The following is a 20,081-nucleotide window of genomic DNA, read 5'->3' on the forward strand; positions in this document are numbered from 1 at the left end:
AAACCAGCTGAGGCAACTAGATAGCATGTGAATTCGGCGTTATGTTTGGCACAGCTGATGCATTACAGGGGATGCGACGAGTCGTCGCGTCATCGATGACCAGAACGGTCAAGGAAATGTCCATGCGCACTGTCCGCCCTGTCCTGTTGTCCCTCGGCCTCCTCTCGACCATTGGCATGGCGAGCGCGGCAGATACCACCACCTTCAACGTCAAGATCGCGGTCACCAAGGCCTGCACGATCACCGCCGCGTCCGCCACGGACGTCGACTTCGGTTCGGTGCTCTCCACCTCCACCACCAACGTCGACGCCAACGGCAGCGTCACCGCGCAATGCACCGCATTGACGCCTTACAACATCGCACTGAGCGCCGGTGGCAATGCCGGCACTGCCAATGACGTCACCACCCGCCGCATGAAAAATACGGACCCGCTGGTGACCACCAACAACTTCATCGCCTACCAGCTCTACCAAGACTTAACTCGCAGCACGGTTTGGGGCAGCACCACCGGCACCAATACGCTCAGCCGTACCGCCACCGGTATCAACCAGGTCTACCCGGTCTACGGTCGTGTGACCAACCCGGCAGCCAGCAATGCCGCGACCGGTAGTTACCAGGACACGATCACTGCCACGATCGTTTATTGAGCACGCGCATGCTTGTGCATCACCGCCTGTTGTCACGCTTCCCCGCCTGGCTGACGTCAGCCGGACTGGCGATGACGCTGGTCATGGTCAACGGCGTCTTGCTGACGCCGGCACACGCCGCCAGCTTGCAGCTGGCGCCGACCTCGCTGAGCCTGAGCGCGCAGCAAGCCGCCGACGGCTTATGGCTAAGCAATAGCGGCAGCGCGCCGGTACAGGTGCAGACCCGCGCGTATCGCTGGACCCAGCGCGATGGGCAGGATCAGCTGGAACCCACCCAGGACCTGCTGGTCAGCCCACCGATGCGCACCCTGGCCGCCGGCGAGCGCCAGGTGATCCGCGCCGGACCTGCGCCCACCGGGCAGGAGCACTGTTACCGCATCATCGTCGACGAGCTGCCCAGCGCCGATGCCGACCGCAAGGGCATGCAGTTCGTGCTGCGTTATTCGGTGCCAATCTTCCTGCTGCCACCCGGCACCACCGAACCCACACCAACATTGAGCGCGCAAGTGGTTGCCGGCAGCGATGGCAAGGCGCAGATCCAGATCAGCAATACAGGCAACGGACATGCCCAGGTCGCCGACCTGCGGCACCAAATCGATGGCGCGACCAAGACCACATTGAATGGTTTGGTTGGTTATGTGCTGCCCGGTCAGACCATGCGTTGGTCGCTAGGTGCGCCGCTGGCGCAGTTCGGCCGCGGCACCATCATCGCAAGGATCAATGGTGAGGCTGACGAACGCACTTTGTTGGCCTCGCCGACGGCGCCGTGATGCGGTTCGGCTGGCGATGACGCTGCTGGCGACCGCCACCTGCCTGGGCACCGCCGCAGCCGGCGATCTGGCCGATGTGACATCGCTTCCCGATCAGCCGCCGCCAGGCGCCACGCTACAGGCGCAAACGCTGTATCTGGACGTCACCTTGAACCAGGCCGACCGCGGCCTGGCGCCATTCGAACTGGTCGATGGCCGGCTGCGCGGCTCGGTGGAAACTTTGCGCAAACTCGGCTTTATCCTGGCCGACCGCGCGCCCGCCGACTTGGTCGATCTGGACCGCCTGCCCGATGTGGAAGTGCGTTACGACGCCGCGCTGCAGCGGCTCGCGCTGCAGGTGCCCCTGGCGCAGCTGTCGTTGTCCACCACGGTGCTGAAGGCCGAACAAGTGGCCCCGCCCAGCGCCACCGCATCGCCGGGCCTGCTGCTCAATTACGACCTGTATGCCACCCGTAATGCCGGCACCAGCAGCGCGTCGCTGGCGACCGAACTGCGCGCCTTCGGCATTGGCCGCGGCATGGTCGACACTACCGCCATTTTCCTGGCCTACGACCGCCCAGAGGACGAACGCTGGCGGACCGAAGCAGTGCGTCTGGACAGCGCCTGGCAAATGGATTTCCCGGACAGCGCCACCAGCCTCAGCGTGGGCGATTTCTATAGCGGCTTTGTCGACTGGAGCCGTTCGCTCCGCCTGGGCGGCGTGCAGATCGGCCGCAATTACGCCTTGCAGCCGTATCGCGTGCTGACGCCGACGCCGAGCTTTCTCGGCGAAGCGACAGTGCCCTCCACCGTGGAGCTGTACGTGGACGGGCTGCGCCAATACAGCGGCCAGGTGCCGGCCGGCCCATTTCAGCTGGCAGCGCAGCCGGGCATCAGCGGCACCGGTCAGGCGCAGATCGTGGTGACCGATGCCTTCGGCCGCGTGCGCCGGCTGGATTTCGCGTTCTATGGCACACCGCAGTTGCTGGCACGCGGCATTTCCGAATGGTCGGCCGGCATCGGCCATCTGCGCCGCGAATACGGTGTGCGCTCGTTTTCCTATGATCCACGTCGTGTAGCCAGTGCCACGTTTCGCAAAGGCCTACGCGACGATTTCACGATCGAAGCGCATGCCGAAACCGGCGGCGGCGTGATCAATGCCGGCGCAGGCGGCGTGTGGTTGCTGGGCATAGGCGGTGTGTTCAATGCCGCCTACGCGCACAGCCGGATGGACGCGCTGCGTGGTGGCCAGTACGTGCTGGGCTACGGCTGGAACAACCGGCGTTTCAACGTCAATCTGGGCACCCAGCGCACCCATGGCGATTACCGCGACCTGGGCGCGTTGCAAGGCGCATTGCCGGCGCGCGTCAGCGACCGTGCAGCGCTGGGCGTCAACGTCGGCCAGATCGGTTCGCTCGGCACCAGTTATGTGCGGCTGAGCTATCCGCAGGGCGATACCTCGCGCTATGCCAGCGTGTTCTGGTCGCGCAACTTCGGGCGCAACTGGGCTGCCAACCTGTCGGGCAATCAGAATCTGGATGTGTCCAGTGATCGCAGCCTGTACCTGTCACTGTCGACCACCTTCGGCGAACTGCGCCAGGCCAGCGCATCGATGCAGCGCAACGGCAACCGCACCGGCTTTGTGGCCGATATCAGCCAGCCACTGCCCGGCGATGGCGATCTGGGCGGCATTGGTTGGCGCCTGCAGGGACGTGCCGGCGACGATGCCAGCGGCGGACTGGCCGAACTGGGCTGGTTGAACCGGGTCGGCCGTTACAACTTCGGCGCAGCAACCCAGGACGGCGACAGTTTCGGCTATGCCAGCGCCAGCGGCAGCCTGGTATGGATGAACGGCCGCGCCTTCGCCGCGCGCGATATCCAGGACGCCTTCGCGGTGGTCTCCACCGACGGCCAGCCCGGCATTCCGGTGCGGCTGGAAAACCGCTTGATCGGGGTCACCGATGCACGCGGCACCCTGCTGGTGACGCCGTTGCAATCGTGGCAGCGCAACCAGTTATCCATCGATACCCTGACCCTGCCGGCGGACCTGCGCGTGGACCGTGTCGACACGGCGGTGACGCCGCGCCAGCAATCCGGCGTCGCCGTGCACTTCGGCATCACCCGCGTGCGCGCCGCCATCGTCGTGCTGCACGATGTGCAGGGCGCGCCGCTGCCAGTTGGCAGCGTGGTGCAGCGCGACGGCAGTTCCGAACGCGTCGTGGTCGGCTACGACGGCGAAACCTATCTGGACAACCTGCAACGCGACAACCGCATTCTGGTGGACCTGCCGCAGGGCCGTTGTGTCGCGCAGTTCGCGTATCCGGCCGACCCGGGCGGCATTCCGCGGGTAGGTCCGCTGCCGTGCATCCTTGAGCAGACAACGCCATGAAGATGTCCACGCTTTGGCACCTGGCGCTTGCGCTGATGATCGCGCTGTCATGGCTCGCGCCCAGCGAGCGTGCGCACGCGGACACCACTTGTACCGTCGCCCTCGGCACTCCACTGGCCTTTGGCAACGTGGCGGCCAACGGCACCACCGATGCAGTGGCAACGCTCACTGTGTCCTGCGCGACCGCCGCGCTCAGCGTGCTGGGCTATGCACAAGTGAGCCTTTGCCTGGACCTTGGCCCGGGCAGTGCCAGCAGTGGCGTGTACGCACCACGCCGCATGCTCAACTCCACCAGCGACAGTCTGGACTTTCAGATCTACAGCGAGGCAACGCGTACGCAGATCTGGGGCGCCACCGGGTCAGCAGCACCCTCGCCACGCACGCTGACACTTTCCTATAACGTCCCGGTGATCACCGGCGGCTCGCAGACGGCCACCGTTACCGTGTACGGGCGAATTCCGGCCAGCCAGATTCTGTCGGTCGGCAACCACACCAGCAACTTTGGCGGCGCCGACACCGTGCTGCGCTACTCCTATAACGAAAGCATCACCGGTGTGCCGCTTGCGCCGAGCAGTTGCACAGCTGGCGGCAGCGGCTCCAAGACTGCCAGTAACGCGTTTCCGTTCACCGCCTCGGCCAACGTGCCGGCACGCTGCAATACCTACGTCACCACCGACCTGGATTTCGGCAGCATCGCCGGCACCATCGACGCCGCCATCGATCGGACCTCCACCATCAGCCTGGCCTGCACCAACCGCACCGCCTGGAATATCGGGCTGGACAATGGCAGCAATGCTACCGGCAGCGTCCGACGCATGCGCCACGCCAGCAGCGCCAATTACGTTACCTACGAGCTCTACAGCAACGCCGGCCGCAGTACGCGGTGGGGCACCGTCACCGGGGTGGACACGCTATCGGGCACCGGCAATGGCACGGCGCAGACAGTCACGGTCTACGGCCGCGCGCCGGCCCCACAACTGCCCATTGCCGGCGCCTACACCGACACGGTGACTGTCTCGATCACTTACTGACAATTAATAAAGTTCGCATCGGGGGCGTCGCTAATGTTACGTCTCCAATGCAAACGATTGCCTTCATGACGCTGGTCGCATTACTGAAGCGCCTGATTTTGGTTACCCTCGCTTGCGCCGCTACCTCGACTGCAGCGAGCGCGACCACCGCGAAGGGGCCGGAAAACTCCACGCTGCACATCGGCCTGCGCCTGCTGAGCGGCTGCGAACTGCGCACCACGCCGCCGCACGCCAGTTGCTCCAGGGGCACGCCGATGGCAATCGCCGAGCCGGTCGGCAGCAGCGAAGCCTCCTCTGTCACCAGCACGGGCCAGGACGCCAGCGCACTCGCCGGGCCGGCGCCCGCCGGCAGCGCGCGCATCACCACCATCGCGTTTTGAGCATGGCCGCGCCCCGCCACCTTCGCGCTCTGCTGACCCCGCTCTTGATCATGGCCTGTGCGGCAGGAAGCGGCGCCGCCGGCGCTGCCGAGATCGCCATCGCCCCGACCACCGCGCATATTCCGGCTGACAGCGACCAGGCCACCGTCTGGCTCTACAACCAGGCCGCGCAACCATGGCGTGCCGATGCCAAGCTCTACCGCTGGCGTCAGGACGGCGAACGCGAACTGCTTGAGCCGGCGACCGGCATCACCGTCAGCCCGGCGCATTTCGAAATTCCGTCGCAAGGCCGGCAGCTGCTGCGCGTGATCCGCCTCGGCCCCAGCCCCACCCAGGCCGAAGAAAGCTACCGCCTCGTCGTCACCCAGCACGCCATCGGCAACGAGACCGAACTGCTGCGCTATTCCACCCCGGTGTTTGCACAGCCCAGCCAAGCCAGCGCACGGCAACCGGCACTGCAGGCCACCCTCGCCGGGCATGGTAGCGACCGCACGCTGCGCATCTACAATCCCGGGGTCAGCCATGCACGCCTGGCCGATCTTGCCTATATCGACGCCGGCGGCACCCGCCGCCGCATCCGCAACGACCTGGCCGGCTACGTCCTGCCCGGCCAGACCCGCCAATGGGCCCTGCCCGCCAACCTGCCCGCAGGCAGCGGCCGCTTTGTCGCGCGTATCAATAGCGATATCGAAACCACGCTGGCATTGGAGCCCTGAGGGCTGAGATCGGGAATTCGGGATTAGGGATTCGCAAAAGCGTTGCTGGCCTCACGTCCTTCGGCTGTGCGACACAGCCGGTCATTCGCGATCCGCTCTAAACAAATCCCTAATCCCGACTCCCGAATCGCCCAGCGATCACTGTCAGCTGCCTTAGAACCGGACCAATTGCACCAGACCACGCCGCCCGCTATAATCCCCCGGCTGTTTTGCGTCTCTCACGCACTGCGTCGTTTACGTCGGACGTCACCGACGAATTCACACCTGCTGCCGCCATCCGCGCCGGGGTGCCCTCACAAAGGGTTCGTCGCGGAGGCAACAGGGAAGCCCAACCCCGGAATCGTGTGCGCATCCTTTCGCAAGGGCCCGCACATCCATGTGCGGACTCTTCAAAAAGTCAGGTCCGCGCATAGCGATTCCGCTCTCAGGAGTTACTGCAATGCCCCAAGTCACCATGCGTCAGATGCTGGAAGCCGGCGTCCATTTCGGCCACCAGACCCGCTACTGGAACCCCAAGATGGCGCCGTACATCTTCGGCGCGCGCGGCAAGATCCACATCATCAACCTCGAGAAGACCGTTCCGCTCTTCAATGACGCGATGAACTTCCTTTCCTCGATCGCGCAGAAGCGCGGCACCGTGCTGTTCCTGGGCACCAAGCGCAGCGCGCGCGAGTCCATCAAGGAAGAAGCCGAGCGTTGCAACATGCCATTCATGACCCAGCGCTGGCTGGGCGGCACGCTGACCAACTTCCGTACCGTCAAGCAGTCGGTCGCCCGCCTGAAGGAACTGGAAGCAGCCGAGACCGATGGCACCTTCGAAAAGCTGGTCAAGCACGAAGTGCTGGGCCTGCGTCGCGAGCGCGAAAAGCTGGACGCCTCGCTGGGTGGCATCAAGGAAATGAACCGTCTGCCCGACGCGATCTTCGTGATCGACATCGGCCATGAAGACATCGCCATCAAGGAAGCCAAGAAGCTCGGCATCCCGGTGATCGCTGTGGTCGATACCAACTACGACCCGGCCCTGGTCGACTACGCCATCCCGGGTAACGACGACGCCATCCGTGCCGTGCAGCTGTACGCACGCGCCGCTGCTGATGCCGTACTGGAAGGCAAGGCTGCTGCGCCGAACTCGGCGTCGGTGCGTGAAGAAGAGTTTTCGGCCGAAGCCGCCGACGAAGGCAAGGGCCGTCGCGCTCCGGCCAAGAAGGGCGAGAAAAAGGCAGACGCTCCGGCTGCCGAGTAATCGGCATGCAATGCGGCCGCACCATGCTGTGCGGCCGCAGCCCCGACGGCGCCCTCGCGGCCCGTCGCTGAGGCCACTGACTACATCTACGGGGGCGGCGGCACGCTGCACCGTCTCCTACTGGCGGAAACACTTCCGCCGCACGCATTCGTCCATATGAGGTAATTCCATGGAAATCACTGCTTCCCTGGTCAAAGAGCTGCGCGAGCGCACCGGCGCCGGCATGATGGAGTGCAAGAAGGCACTCGTCGAAAACGCAGGCGACATCGACGCCGCGGCCGAGTGGCTGCGCAAGTCGGGTCTTGCCAAGGCTGACAAGAAGGCCGACCGCGTTGCCGCCGAAGGCCGCATCGCCACCGCACAGGCCGGCGGCAAGGCCGTACTGGTCGAAGTCAACTCCGAGACCGACTTCGTTGCCAAGGACGAGAACTTCCTGGCCTTCACCCAGGTTGTGGCCAATGCCGCACTGAACTCGGACGCTGCCGATGCCGAAGCGCTCAAGAGCGTCAAGCTCGACAGCGGCGAGACCATCGAAGAGCGTCGCGCTGCGGTGATCGCCAAGGTCGGCGAAAACCTGCAGGTGCGTCGCCTGGTCCGTATCGACAGCGCCAACAACGTCGCGGCCTATGTGCACGGCGGCCGTATCGGCGTGCTGGTCGAGCTGAAGGGTGGCGATATCGAGCTGGCGCGCGGCATTGCCATGCACATCGCGGCGATGAACCCGCCGCACGTCAAGGCCTCCGACGTTCCGGCCGAATTCGTTGCCAAGGAAAAGGAAATCGAACTGGCCAAGATGTCCGAGAAGGACAAGTCCAAGCCGGCCGAGATCCTGGAAAAGATCATCAGCGGCAAGATCAGCAAGATCGTCAACGAAGTGACGCTGTACGGCCAACCGTACGTGCTGAACACCGACCAGACCGTCGAGCAGGCAGTCAAGGCCGCTGGCGCCGAAGTGATAGGCTTCCAACGCCTGGCTGTTGGCGAAGGCATCGAGAAGGTGGTGGAAGACTACGCCGCCGAAGTGATGAAGCAGGCCGGTCTGGCCTGATCTTCGCCACTCAGAAAAAACCGCGGCATGCCGCGGTTTTTTTTTGCCTGCACGTCACGCATCCGCAGCGCGGCGCGATCCTGAAGCGAACGCGTCCGCCACGCCATCACGCGCCCCCAACTCTACAGATGTGGTCGGCGTTGCCGTTACCTCAAGACACCGACCAGGCTTTGAGCGTCCATATTGCCGTGTGGCAATGGCGGAGCATGGCGCGCCCCACTCAACGACCGCAGCTGTATGCTTGCGGTCACTGTCGGCGATGACTCAATGCAACCAGATCTTCAGGCCGCCCTGCACTACTGCCGTAACCTGCCATCGCCGCCCGGCGTTGCGCTGCGCATCATCGAACTTGCGCAGGACCCGGACGTGGACATGACCACCACGGCCAACGTCATCGGCATGGATATGGCATTGAGCGCGCGCATGCTGCGGGTGGCCAATTCGCCGCTGTACGCCAGCCGACGTCGCATCGACAACCTCGGCCAAGCGCTCACCATGCTCGGCCTCAACGCAACCCTGAGCCTGGCACTAGGGTTTTCGATGGTGCACGGCGTGCGCAGCACCTTCATCGCGCATCCATTGCATGAGCGTATCTGGCGTCGCGCCGGCCTGTGCGCGCTGGCCAGCCGCATCCTTGGCCAGGCTTACGGCATCCGCAAACCCGAAGAATTGATGCTGGCCGGGCTGCTGCAGGACATCGGCAAGCTAGCCCTGCTGGAAGGCGCGCCGGAACTGTACGGGCCGCTGCTGGAACAGGCGCCCGACAACGCCTCATTGCTGGACGCCGAACGCGAGCACCTGGGCGCCACCCATGCCGAAGTCGGCGCGTGGCTCGCGCATCAGTGGCAATTGCCGCCGTATCTGCAGAATGCGATCGCACAGAGCGAAGAAGAACCGGCGGGTCTGGAGCCGTTTATGGCCTGCGTGGCGCTGTCCGGACGCCTGGCCGATATCTGGCTCTCGGCCAGCGCGGTCACCGCCACCGAACATGCGCAGCGGCAGGCACAGGATGTGCTGGAGCTGGATGCCGAGCGCTTCGAGAAAGTGATCGAACGCATCGCCGAATCGCTGCCGGAACTGGAAGCGCTGTTCGACATTCGCGTGCCGCAACCCGAGCACATCCAGATGATCTTCGAGCAGGCGCGCGAGCTGGCAATGCTGCGCAATCTGCGTGAATTGCAGGATGTGGCAGAGGCGCGCCGGCATGCCGGCGAATCGGAAAACCGCATGCGCCATCTGGCCGAACAGGCCAGCCGCGATGCGCTGACCGGGGTGTTCAACCGGCATCAACTCGGCACCGCGCTGACGCATGAATTCGAACTGGCCTCGCGCCAGGGCTGGCCGCTGTCGATCGCCTTCATCGACCTGGACGACTTCAAGCGCGTCAACGATGCGCACGGGCATCTGGTCGGCGACGAAGTGTTGCGCAACTTCGCGCAGACGCTGCAACGCATGGTGCGCACCAGCGATTTGGTTGCGCGCTACGGCGGCGAAGAATTTCTGGTGATCCTGCCCAAGACACCTGCAGATGCGGCACTGATGGTGATCGAACGCATCCTGACCGAAACCGCACGCACGCCGATGGCGCAACTGCCGGGCGGCCCATTGCACATCACCTTCTCTGCAGGCCTTGCCACGCACGGCGGTGTTGAGCGCCAGTTCGAAAGCATCGAACATTTGTTGCAGGCGGCAGACAGCACGCTGTATCGCTCCAAGCATCGCGGCCGCAACCGCGTCACTGCGTACGATGCGAACGACGTCGCCACACCGCCAAACTCGCGCGCGCACTGAGCAGCCGATCACGCCGCTGCCAACAAAGGAATTTTTACCACGCCAGGTGACGGGCTTCCGCTAGAATTGCCGGCGTTTGCAGATCCCCTACCCCCGAGGCCTCCCCATGTCTGAACTTTCCTATCGCCGCATTCTTCTCAAACTTTCCGGGGAGGCGCTGATGGGAGACGGGGATTACGGCATCGACCCGAAGGTGATCAATCGCCTTGCACACGAAGTGATCGAAGCCCAGCAGGCCGGCGCGCAGGTGGCACTGGTGATCGGCGGCGGCAACATCTTCCGCGGCGCCGGCCTGGCTGCCAGCGGTATGGACCGCGTCACCGGCGACCACATGGGCATGCTGGCCACCGTGATCAATGCGCTGGCAATGCAGGATGCGCTGGAAAAGCTCGGCGCCAAGGTGCGCGTGATGAGCGCAATCAAGATCAACGACGTGTGCGAAGACTTCATCCGTCGTCGCGCAATCCGTCATCTCGAAAAGGGCCGCATCGCGATCTTCGCCGCCGGCACCGGCAACCCGTTCTTCACCACCGACTCGGGCGCAGCGCTGCGCGCGATCGAGATCGGTGCCGATCTGCTGCTCAAGGCAACCAAGGTCGACGGCGTGTACGACAAGGACCCGAAGAAGCACACCGACGCGGTGCGCTACGACACCCTGACCTACGACCAGGTGATCATGCAGGGCCTGGAAGTGATGGACACCGCCGCCTTCGCACTGGCACGCGACAGCGACTTGCCGTTACGCATCTTCGGCATGAGCGAGCCGGGCGTGCTGCTGCGCATCCTGCACGGCGAACAGATCGGCACGTTGGTGCAGGGCCGTAGCTGAGGTTCGGGTTCGGGAGTCGGGATCGGGGATTCGTAAAAGCGTGGTGCGATGCACTGCGCTGATGGCTGATCAAGATCGGTAGCCGCTGTGAAACGCTGCTGCAGGTGAACCGGCTGCGCAGGTCCTGGCGGCTTGCGAGTCGGGAACCTCAGTCCCGGCTATAATCCCCGGATTCAGCTCCACACGGATTCCGGCGATGCTCAACCAGATCAAACAAGACGCGCAGACGCGCATGACCAAGAGCATCGATGCTCTGCGCCATTCCCTGACCACCGTTCGCACCGGCCGCGCCTCGCCGGCACTGCTGGACGGCATCAAGGTCAAGGCTTACGGCACCGACACGCCCCTGAATCAGGTCGCCAGCATCAGCGTGTCCGAAGGCCGCTCGCTGGTCATCAGCCTGTTCGACAAGGGCATGATCAAGGACGTGGAAAAAGCCATTTATGCCTCGGATCTGGGCCTGACCCCGACCGTGGTCGGCACCGTGATCCGTCTGAACCTGCCGCCGCTGACCGAGGAGCGCCGCAAGGAGCTCAGCAAGTCCGTGCATGGCGAAGGCGAAGACAGCAAGGTGGCCATCCGCAACATCCGTCGCGATGCCAACCAGCAGGTCAAGGATCTGCTCAAGGACAAGGCCGTCACCGAAGACGAAGCCCGCGGCGCCGAAGACGATATTCAAAAGCTCACCGACAAGGCCATCAAGGATGTGGATGAGGTCGTCAAGGCCAAGGAACAGGAATTGATGACGGTCTGATCGCGGCATCGCCTGCCATGCCTCCAGTCCCTTCTGCCGCAGACGTACCGCGCCACATTGCCATCATCATGGATGGCAACGGGCGTTGGGCGCAGCGCCGGCGGCGTCCGCGCGTGATCGGCCACCGTGCCGGCGCGCGCGCAGTCAACCGCACGATCGATTTCTGCCTGGAAAAAGGCGTGTCGGCGCTCACCCTGTTCGCGTTCTCCAGTGAAAACTGGGGCCGTCCGCAGGATGAGGTCGATGCGCTGATGAAGCTGTTTCTGCATGCGCTCGACCGCGAGGTTGAAGAACTGCAGCGGCGTGGCGTGCAGGTGCGCTTCATTGGTGACCGCAGCCGCTTCGCCGCACCCTTGCGCGACCGGATGGCTGGCGCCGAGCGCAGCACCGCCGCCAATTCGCGGCTGGTGCTGAGCATCGCGGCCAGTTACGGCGGCCGCCAGGACATTGCCGCGGCTGCCCGCGCATTGGCCGAAGACGTGGCCGCCGGCCGCTTGCAGCCAGAGCAGATCGACGAAGCGCTGCTGTCCAGCCGGGTCGCGTTGGCAGACCTGCCGGCGCCGGATCTATTCATCCGCACCGGTGGCGATACCCGCATCAGCAATTTCCTGTTGTGGCAGCTGGCCTACACCGAGCTGTGGTTTACCGAAACCCTGTGGCCGGAGTTCGATGCCGGCGTGCTGCAGCAAGCGCTGGACGACTATGCCGGGCGCGAACGCCGCTTCGGCCTGACCAGCGCACAGATCGCCGACAAGGCGACGGAGACGTCCTCCGCATGACCAAGACCCGCGTGATTGCCGCGCTGATCATGGCGCCGCTCGCGATTTGCGCGATCGTGCTGCTGCCCACCCAATGGCTGGCAGCGGTGGCGGCGATCCTGTTCCTGACCGGCCTGTGGGAGTGGCTCAAGCTCTCCGGCATCGACGACAGCCTGCCGCGCACCGTGCTGCTGATGCTCAATCTGCTGCTGATGGTGCTGATGGTGTGGGCCTCGGCCGGCTCCATGGTGCTGTTCCAGATTGCATCGCTCGTGGGCGTGGCGTGGTGGTTGCTGGCGCTGCTGTGGCTGCGCTTTTTCACCTTCGGCGCCGATCATGGCAACGGCCAGGCACGTGCGCTCAAGCTGGCCGCCGGCACTTTGGCGGTGCTGCCGGCATGGGCGGCGCTGGTGCTACTGCATGCCAGCCCGGACAAGGGCAACCTGTGGCTGCTGACGTCGCTAACCATGGTGTGGGCGGCCGACTCCGGCGCCTACTTCGCCGGCCGCGCGTTCGGCAAGCGCAAGCTCGCGCCGCGGGTCAGCCCCAACAAGACCATCGAAGGCCTGCTCGGCGGCCTGCTCGCCGGCGTTGCGGTGGCCTGCGCGTTTGGTTGGCTGGCCGGGCTGACGCTGGCGCATGTGCCGCAGCTGGTGCTGGTTTCCGCGCTGGCAGTGCTGGCATCGGTGCTCGGCGACTTGTTCGAGAGCCTGCTCAAGCGCCACGCCGGCGCCAAGGACTCGGGCACCCTGATCCCGGGCCACGGCGGCGTGTTGGACCGTATAGACGGCGTGCTCGCCGCCCTGCCGGTGTTCGCGCTCGGCAAGGAGATTCTCGGATTCTAGGCATGACGGGCACTTCTCTTCGTCAGGTCGCCGTGTTCGGCGCCACCGGCTCGATCGGCGCATCGGCGCTGGACGTGATCGCGCGCCACCCCGAGCGGCTGCGCGCCAGCGTGCTCTCGGCCGGCAGCAAGGTCGATGACCTGCTGGCCCTTTGCGCCACCCACCGGCCGGCGCATGCGGTGATCGCCGAGGCGTCGCTGTATCCGGCGCTGCGCGATGGCCTGCGCGCGCTTGGCCTGGCGACGCAGGCGCACGCCGGCGCCGAGGCGCTGGACGCACTGGCCGGCAGCGACGCCTGCGACACCGTGGTGGCAGCGATTGTTGGCGCGGCCGGGCTGCCGTCTACCCTGGCCGCAGCGCGCGCCGGCAAGCGCCTGTTGCTGGCCAACAAGGAATCGCTGGTGCTGGCCGGCGAGCTGCTGACCCGCACCGCAGCCGCCGCCGGCGCTGAAATCATCCCGATCGACAGCGAACACAGCGCCATCTTCCAGTGCCTACGCTCCTGCGACGCCAGCCGCGGCGTGCGGCGGGTGATCCTGACCGCCTCCGGCGGCCCGTTCCGCGGCTGGGACCGCGCCGCGCTGGCAGCGGTCACGCCTGCGCAGGCGGTGGCGCATCCCAAGTGGTCGATGGGGCCGAAGATTTCGGTGGATTCGGCCACCCTGATGAACAAGGGCCTGGAAGTGATCGAGGCGCATCACCTGTTCGGCCTGCCTGGCGAGCAGATCGATGTGCTGGTGCACCCGCAAAGCCTGGTGCATTCGCTGGTGGAATTCGTCGACGGCTCCACCCTGGCCCAGCTTGGCCTGCCGGACATGCGCACCACGTTGGCGGTAGGCCTTGCGTGGCCGGAGCGGGTCGAATCCGGGGTCGGCGGGCTGGACCTGCTGGCCCAGGGGCGACTGGATTTCGAGGCGCCCGACACCGCCGCATTCCCGTGCCTGCGCCTGGCCTGGGACGCATTACGCGCTGGCGGCACCGCGCCGGCAATACTGAACGCGGCCAACGAAGTGGCGGTTTCAGCGTTTCTTCAGGGCCAGGTGGGTTTCCTAGCGATCCATGCGTTGATCGAACACACGCTGACAACGCTGCCGCGGCACAATGCCGACACCCTCGACACCCTGCTTTTTGCCGATGCGCAAGCCCGGCAAATCACTGAACGCGCCCTCGCCCACCACGCCCTTCATGCCTGATCGATCCACGTCCGCGAGCTGCACACATGGGTGACTTCATCGGTTCGGTCTGGTGGATGATCGTCAGCCTGGGCGTGTTGGTGACTTTCCATGAATTCGGGCACTTCTGGGTCGCGCGACGCTGTAGGGTCAAGGTGCTGCGTTTTTCGGTGGGCTTCGGCAAACCGTTGTGGATGCGCCGCGACCGCCATGGCACCGAGTTCGTGGTTGCCGCGATTCCGCTGGGTGGCTACGTCAAGATGCTCGACGAGCGCGAAGGCGACGTGCATCCGGCCGAGCTGGACCAGGCCTTCAATCACAAGACCGTGTGGCAGCGCATCGCCATCGTTGCGGCCGGCCCCATCGCCAACCTGTTGCTGTGCATGGCAATGCTGTGGGCGATGTTTGTGGTGGGCAAGCAGGATTATTCGGCGACCGTTGGCCGCGCCGATGGTCTGGCCGCCGCAGCCGGGCTGACGCCGGGCGAGCGCATCGTGCGCATCGACGGCCGCAGCGTGAGCAGCTGGAGCGATGCCAGCATGCAGCTCACCACCGCGGCGATGGACAAGCGCGATGTCCGCGTCCTGACCGCTTCCGACACGGCAAGCAGTGCCGAACACACTCTGCGCCTGTCGCAGCTGCCGGTGGGTTTCGACGAGCGCCGCGTGGCTGCGCTTGCCGGCATCGGCTGGCAGTTCATGCTGCAGCCGCCGGTCGTGGACAAGGTGGTCGCCGGCTCGGCGGCAGATGGCCTGCTCAAGCCCGGTGACCGCATTGTGGCCATCGACGGCCAGCCGATCCGCTCGGCCAGCGACGTGCCTGCCCAACTCCAGGCGCTGGGCACACACGGGGGCGCCGGCATGATCGAGGTCGCACGTCAGGAGGACCGGCTGGCGCTGGAAATCGTGCCGCGCAAGTCGCCCGAAGGCCAGTGGATGCTGGGCGTGGGGTTTGCGGCCACTGCGGCCCCGGAATACGACACCCGTCAGCAATACGGGCTGTTCGCCGCCGTGCCGGCGGCGATCCGCGAAACCGGCCGAATGACGGCCGATTCGCTGGGCATGATGAAGCGCATGCTGACCGGCCAGGCCTCGGTCAAGAACATTTCCGGCCCGGTCACCATTGCGCGCGCCGCCAATGCCTCGGCCGAACGCGGGCTCGACTGGTTCCTGTATTTTCTGGGATTGCTGTCGCTCAGCCTGGCGATCATCAACCTGATGCCCATCCCGATCTTGGACGGGGGGCATCTGCTGTATTACCTTATCGAGTTGATCAAGGGCAGCCCGATCAGCGAACGGGCCATGATTGCCGGACAATACGTCGGCCTGGCAGTCCTGGCCGGGTTGATGGGACTGGCGTTCTACAACGACATCCTCGGCTTGGTTCCACGATGAAGCTGCTCCACTCTTTCCGCCTGTTGTCGTCGTCATACGCCGGCATCCAGCAACACCCGAATACGACTCCAACCGGATGTGACATGACGCGTCTTCCCACTCGCCGCCTGCTTGCTCTCGCTCTTGCCGCCGGCCTCAGCCTGCCGGCCGTTGCCCTGGCCGCCGAGCCGTTCGTTGCCAGCGACATCCGCGTCGACGGCCTGCAGCGCATTGCCTCCGGCACCGTGTTCACTTATCTGCCGGTGAACCGCGGCGACACCGTGGACGATGCCAAGGTGGCCGACTCGATCCGTGCGCTCTACCGCACCGGCTTCTTCGAGGACGTGCAACTGGACCGCCAGGGCAACATCCTGGTGATCACGGTCAAGGAGCGCCCGGCGATCAACAAGCTCACCGTAACCGGCAACAAGGACATCAAGTCCGAGGAACTGCTCAAGGGCCTGGGCGACATCGGCCTGACCGAGGGCGGCACCTTCGACCGTCTAAGCCTGGATCGCGTCACCCAGGAACTGACCCGCCAGTACAACAACCGCGGCAAGTACAACGTGGAGATCACTCCGACGGTGAGCCCGCTGGACCGCAACCGCGTCGATGTAGCCATCGCGATCAAGGAAGGCAAGGCGGCCAAGATTCGCCACGTCAACCTGGTCGGTACGGAAAAGTTCGCCAACGAGGATATCCTGGACAACTGGGAATCCAAGGAGCACAACTGGGCTTCGTGGTACCGCCGCGATGACCAGTACTCCAAGGAAAAGATGTCCGGCGACCTGGAAAAGCTCAACTCCTGGTACCTGGACCGCGGCTATGTGGACTTCAGCATCGACTCCACCCAGGTTTCGATCAGTCCCGACAAGCGCGACATGTTCATCAGCGCCGGCGTCACCGAAGGCGAGCAGTACAAGATTTCCGAGATCAAGGTCACCGGCGACACCGTGCTGCCGCAGGCCGACATCGAGCGTTTGGTGATCCCCAAGGCCGGCGACATCTTCTCGCGTGCGTTGCTGGAGTACAGCTCCGATGCAATCACCAACACGTTGAGCAACGTCGGTTATGCCTTCGCCAAGGTCAACCCGCTCCCGACCCCGAACCGCGAAGACCGCACCGTGGCGGTGAACCTGCAGGTGGTGCCTGGCCCGCGCGTGACCGTGCGCCGCATCCTCTACAAGGGCAACAGCCGTACCTCCGACGAAGTGTTGCGTCGCGAAATGCGCCAGTTCGAAAACACCTGGTACTCGCAGGCGGCGATCGACCGTTCCAAGATCCGTCTGCAGCGCCTGGGCTACTTCGAAAGCGTGGACGTGGAAACGCCCGCGGTGCCCGGCAGCAACGACCAGGTCGATGTGGTCTACAACGTCAAGGAGACCACCTCCGGCAGCTTCGTGTTCGGCCTGGGTTACTCGCAGAGCTTCGGTGTGACCACCTCGGTGCAGTTGTCGCAAAACAACTTCCTGGGGGGCGGCAACCGCGTGGCGGTGGAGGCCTCGCGCAGCAGCTATCAGCAGCGCTATGCGTTCTCTTATACCAACCCGTTCTTTACCGACGACGGCGTGTCGCTGGGCTACAACCTGTCCTGGCGGTCGCTGGATTATTCGGACTTCAACACCGCGCAGTACAACAGCAAGAACGGTTCGGCACAGGTGGTATTCGGCGTGCCGATTACCGAGAACGATACCGTCTCGGCGATGGTCGGCATCGACAGCAACCAGATCAACACGTTCCAGGGCCAAACCCCGCGGTCGATCATCGACTACATCGATGCAGTCGGTTCGCGTACCTTCCATGCCTGGCGCACTGAGCTCGGCTGGGCGCGCGATACCCGCAACGATTTCTTCATGCCGACGCGCGGCATGTACCAGCGTGTTGGCCTGGAAACTACCCTACCCGGCTCCACGGTCGAGTACTACAAGCTCAACTACCAGATCTCCAACTACTGGCCGATCATCCCGGCGCTCGTGTTGAACACGCGCTTCGAGCTGGGCTATGGCGATAGCTATGGCAGCGACACCACCCGCGTGTTCACCAACCCGGATGGCTCGACCCGGACCGTCACCGCCAGCGGCCTGCCGTTCTATGAGAACTTCTACGCTGGCGGTACCAACTCGGTGCGCGGCTTCGAAGACAACACCTTAGGCCCACGCTCGGAGCGCACCATTAACTACAGCCGCGGCCAGCCGCTGGGTGGTTCGTTCAAGACGGTGGGCTCGGTGGAAATGTATTTCCCCAAGCTGTTCGATAGCCCGTCGGCGCGCATTTCCGCGTTCTTCGACTTCGGTAACGTGTACAGCGGCGTGGACAATTTCAAGGCCAACGAGTTGCGCGCCTCCACCGGTGTGGCGCTGTTGTGGCGCGCCCCGGTCGGCCCCATTTCGATCAGCTACGCGTTCCCGCTGAAGAAGGAAGACAACGACGAGATCGAGCGTCTGCAGTTCACCTTCGGCGGCCAGTTCTAAAGATCGGCACGCGACACAATGGCGGCCCGGATGCTCGGGCCGCCTTTGTTTGTTGAACACCCTGGTGTGAAGCAGACTTAGAAATACGTGTTCCAGACGTTGCCCAGGCAGGTGGCGGTAGCAGCCAATCGGACGAGTCCACGCATTGCACCTGCTGGTCCCACACGCTCTGCGCGTCGGCGCGTTGCTGGGCGAAGTCATCTGCCGATGCACTGGTGACCGCGCCTAGCAGGATCACGCTACCGAAAAATGGAGAGGACGGTTTTCATATGCTTCTTCCTGGGTTAGCCGCGTCGTTGCGGCCCGGCAAGAGATACGCTCGACTGTTTAGCCAACCTTTGGCGGCGTTTTTTGTCCCGTAAAGCCAGCTACTTACTGTTTACGCGAGGTGTACCCTGATGCGCTTGACCGCCAGTGCGATTGCCGAACAATTTGGGTTGACCGTCGTTGGTGACGGCACCACCGAAGTCAACGGCGTCGCTACCCTGGCCCATGCCGGCGCTGGGCAGCTGAGTTTTTTGTCCAACCCGCGCTATCGCCCACAACTAGCTAATACCCACGCCGCTGTCGTGGTGTTGCGTGCCGACGATGCCGACGCCGCCAAGGGCACCGCGCTGGTCGCCAAGGATCCGTATACCGCGTTCGCCAAGATCGCCGCGCTGTTCGATGTCGCGCCGGTACGCGAGCCTGGCATTCATCCATCTGCGGTGATCGATTCGACTGCACAGATCTCGGCCAGCGCGCACGTCGGTCCGTTCGTCAGCATCGGTGCGCGTAGCCGCGTCGGCGATGGTTGCGTGATCGGCACCGGCAGCATCATCGGCGAAGACTGTGTGGTGGACGACGGCAGCGAGCTGCTCGCCCGCGTCACCATGGTCACCCGCGTGCGGCTGGGCAAGCGCGTGCGCATCCACCCGGGCGCAGTAATTGGCGCCGACGGCTTTGGCTTGGCGATGGATGCCGGCCACTGGATCAAGGTGCCGCAGCTCGGCGGCGTGGTGATCGGCGACGATTGCGAAATTGGCGCCAACACCTGCATCGACCGTGGCGCGCTGGAAGACACCGTGCTGGAAGAAGACGTGCGCGTGGACAACCTGGTGCAGATCGCCCACAACTGCCGCATCGGCGCACACAGTGCCATTGCCGGCTGCACCGGCATCGCCGGTAGCGCCAAGATCGGCCGTTACTGCCTGCTTGGCGGGCATGTCGGCGTGGTCGGCCACCTGGAGATCTGCGACAAGGTGGTGATCACCGGCAAGTCTGTCGTGCGTAATTCCATCCATGAGCCGGGCGAATATTCGTCCGGCACCCCTCTCACCGACAATCGCACGTGGCGCAAAAATGCCGCGCGCTTCAAACAGCTCGATGTGCTCGCTAGGCGCATCCTGGCTGTTGGCAAGGAGAAAGAATGAGCCATCCCGCTTACGAACTGCCGATCGACGTCAATCAGATCCAGACGCTGCTCCCGCACCGTTACCCGTTTCTGCTGGTCGACCGCATCATCGAACTCGATCTTGAAACCAAGTGGATCGTGGCGCAGAAGAACGTCAGCATCAACGAGCCGTTCTTCCAGGGCCACTTCCCCAATCGCCCGGTGATGCCTGGCGTGCTGATCATCGAGGCGCTGGCGCAGGTCGGTGGCTTGATGACCCAGCTCGGCCTGGGCCGCGATGCCTTGTCGCAGCTGTTCTACATGGTCAAGGTCGATAAGGCCCGCTTCAACAAGCAGGTGGTCCCGGGCGACGTGTTGATCATGGAAGTACAGATGAAGCGCCTGATCCGCAACGTGGGATGCTTTTACGGCGAAGCCAAGGTCGATGGCGAGGTGGTGGCCAGTGCCGAGGTGATGTGCGCCGGCGCTCGGTAATCACCCGCTTTCGGAGTA

At 64.4% G+C, this 20,081-nt stretch carries 18 protein-coding genes and 1 pseudogene; 18 read left to right on the forward strand and 1 reads right to left on the reverse strand.

What is annotated here, in order from left to right; genetic code table 11:
* The first annotated feature begins 122 nt into the window (after positions 1-122).
* From KWO_RS14665 to bamA, 16 genes are all read left to right on the forward strand, one after another.
* Positions 123-647, forward strand: a complete 525-nt coding sequence (locus KWO_RS14665; RefSeq protein WP_010380360.1) for a Csu type fimbrial protein — start codon at positions 123-125, stop codon at positions 645-647.
* 8 nt (positions 648-655) lie between these two features.
* Entirely contained in the window at positions 656-1,417 is a 762-nt protein-coding gene (locus KWO_RS14670; protein ID WP_010380362.1) for a fimbrial biogenesis chaperone, read from the forward strand.
* 16 nt (positions 1,418-1,433) lie between these two features.
* Positions 1,434-3,785: a fimbria/pilus outer membrane usher protein gene (locus KWO_RS14675; protein ID WP_010380364.1), complete on the forward strand. Its 2,352-nt coding sequence runs from the start codon at positions 1,434-1,436 to the stop codon at positions 3,783-3,785.
* Complete coding sequence (locus KWO_RS14680; protein ID WP_010380366.1) at positions 3,782-4,816, forward strand: Csu type fimbrial protein; 1,035 nt, start codon at positions 3,782-3,784, stop codon at positions 4,814-4,816. The genes KWO_RS14675 and KWO_RS14680 overlap by 4 nt, the downstream gene beginning before the upstream one ends.
* Before the next feature lie 47 nt (positions 4,817-4,863).
* Positions 4,864-5,196 carry a hypothetical protein gene (locus KWO_RS14685; RefSeq protein ID WP_010380368.1) on the forward strand — a complete coding sequence of 111 codons (333 nt, stop codon included), beginning with the start codon at positions 4,864-4,866 and terminating at the stop codon, positions 5,194-5,196.
* Positions 5,197-5,198: 2 nt separating this feature from the next.
* The gene (locus KWO_RS14690) at positions 5,199-5,912 is read left to right on the forward strand and encodes a fimbrial biogenesis chaperone (RefSeq protein WP_010380371.1); all 714 of its coding nucleotides are present in this window, start codon (positions 5,199-5,201) and stop codon (positions 5,910-5,912) included.
* A 439-nt stretch (positions 5,913-6,351) separates the two neighbouring features.
* The gene (rpsB, locus tag KWO_RS14695; RefSeq protein WP_010366170.1) at positions 6,352-7,155 is read left to right on the forward strand and encodes a 30S ribosomal protein S2; all 804 of its coding nucleotides are present in this window, start codon (positions 6,352-6,354) and stop codon (positions 7,153-7,155) included.
* Between the two features lie 169 nt (positions 7,156-7,324).
* Positions 7,325-8,203, forward strand: coding sequence for a translation elongation factor Ts (tsf, locus tag KWO_RS14700; RefSeq protein ID WP_010366169.1), 879 nt, complete (start codon positions 7,325-7,327; stop codon positions 8,201-8,203).
* Between the two features lie 267 nt (positions 8,204-8,470).
* Entirely contained in the window at positions 8,471-9,994 is a 1,524-nt protein-coding gene (locus KWO_RS14705) for a sensor domain-containing diguanylate cyclase (protein ID WP_017113766.1), read from the forward strand.
* A gap of 106 nt (positions 9,995-10,100) precedes the next feature.
* Entirely contained in the window at positions 10,101-10,823 is a 723-nt protein-coding gene (gene pyrH, locus KWO_RS14710; protein WP_010380378.1) for a UMP kinase, read from the forward strand.
* 196 nt (positions 10,824-11,019) lie between these two features.
* Positions 11,020-11,577, forward strand: a complete 558-nt coding sequence (frr, locus tag KWO_RS14715) for a ribosome recycling factor (protein WP_010366165.1) — start codon at positions 11,020-11,022, stop codon at positions 11,575-11,577.
* 17 nt (positions 11,578-11,594) lie between these two features.
* Positions 11,595-12,356 (forward strand): polyprenyl diphosphate synthase, encoded by a 762-nt coding sequence (gene uppS / locus KWO_RS14720; protein WP_017113243.1) that lies wholly within the window; start codon positions 11,595-11,597, stop codon positions 12,354-12,356.
* Positions 12,353-13,180, forward strand: coding sequence for a phosphatidate cytidylyltransferase (locus KWO_RS14725; protein ID WP_010366162.1), 828 nt, complete (start codon positions 12,353-12,355; stop codon positions 13,178-13,180). Before uppS ends, KWO_RS14725 begins: the two co-directional genes overlap by 4 nt.
* Before the next feature lie 2 nt (positions 13,181-13,182).
* A complete protein-coding gene (locus KWO_RS14730; RefSeq protein ID WP_010366159.1) occupies positions 13,183-14,373 on the forward strand; it encodes a 1-deoxy-D-xylulose-5-phosphate reductoisomerase in 1,191 nt (396 codons plus the stop codon).
* A 26-nt stretch (positions 14,374-14,399) separates the two neighbouring features.
* On the forward strand, positions 14,400-15,746 hold the full coding sequence (gene rseP, locus KWO_RS14735) for an RIP metalloprotease RseP (RefSeq protein ID WP_010380385.1): 1,347 nt from the start codon (positions 14,400-14,402) through the stop codon (positions 15,744-15,746).
* Between the two features lie 83 nt (positions 15,747-15,829).
* On the forward strand, positions 15,830-18,196 hold the full coding sequence (bamA, locus tag KWO_RS14740; RefSeq protein ID WP_010380387.1) for an outer membrane protein assembly factor BamA: 2,367 nt from the start codon (positions 15,830-15,832) through the stop codon (positions 18,194-18,196).
* Positions 18,197-18,273: 77 nt separating this feature from the next.
* Here bamA and KWO_RS23400 read toward each other — a convergent pair.
* Positions 18,274-18,465, reverse strand: a pseudogene (locus KWO_RS23400) (hypothetical protein).
* Positions 18,466-18,594: 129 nt separating this feature from the next.
* On the opposite strand from KWO_RS23400, the gene lpxD reads away from it, so the two are divergent.
* A complete protein-coding gene (gene lpxD, locus KWO_RS14750) occupies positions 18,595-19,608 on the forward strand; it encodes a UDP-3-O-(3-hydroxymyristoyl)glucosamine N-acyltransferase (RefSeq protein ID WP_010380389.1) in 1,014 nt (337 codons plus the stop codon).
* Positions 19,605-20,063, forward strand: a complete 459-nt coding sequence (fabZ, locus tag KWO_RS14755; RefSeq protein ID WP_010380391.1) for a 3-hydroxyacyl-ACP dehydratase FabZ — start codon at positions 19,605-19,607, stop codon at positions 20,061-20,063. The genes lpxD and fabZ overlap by 4 nt, the downstream gene beginning before the upstream one ends.
* Positions 20,064-20,081 lie beyond the last annotated feature (18 nt).

Origin of the sequence: Xanthomonas vasicola pv. musacearum NCPPB 4379, from assembly GCF_000277895.2 — a bacterium.
Classification (GTDB): Bacteria; Pseudomonadota; Gammaproteobacteria; order Xanthomonadales; family Xanthomonadaceae; genus Xanthomonas; species Xanthomonas vasicola.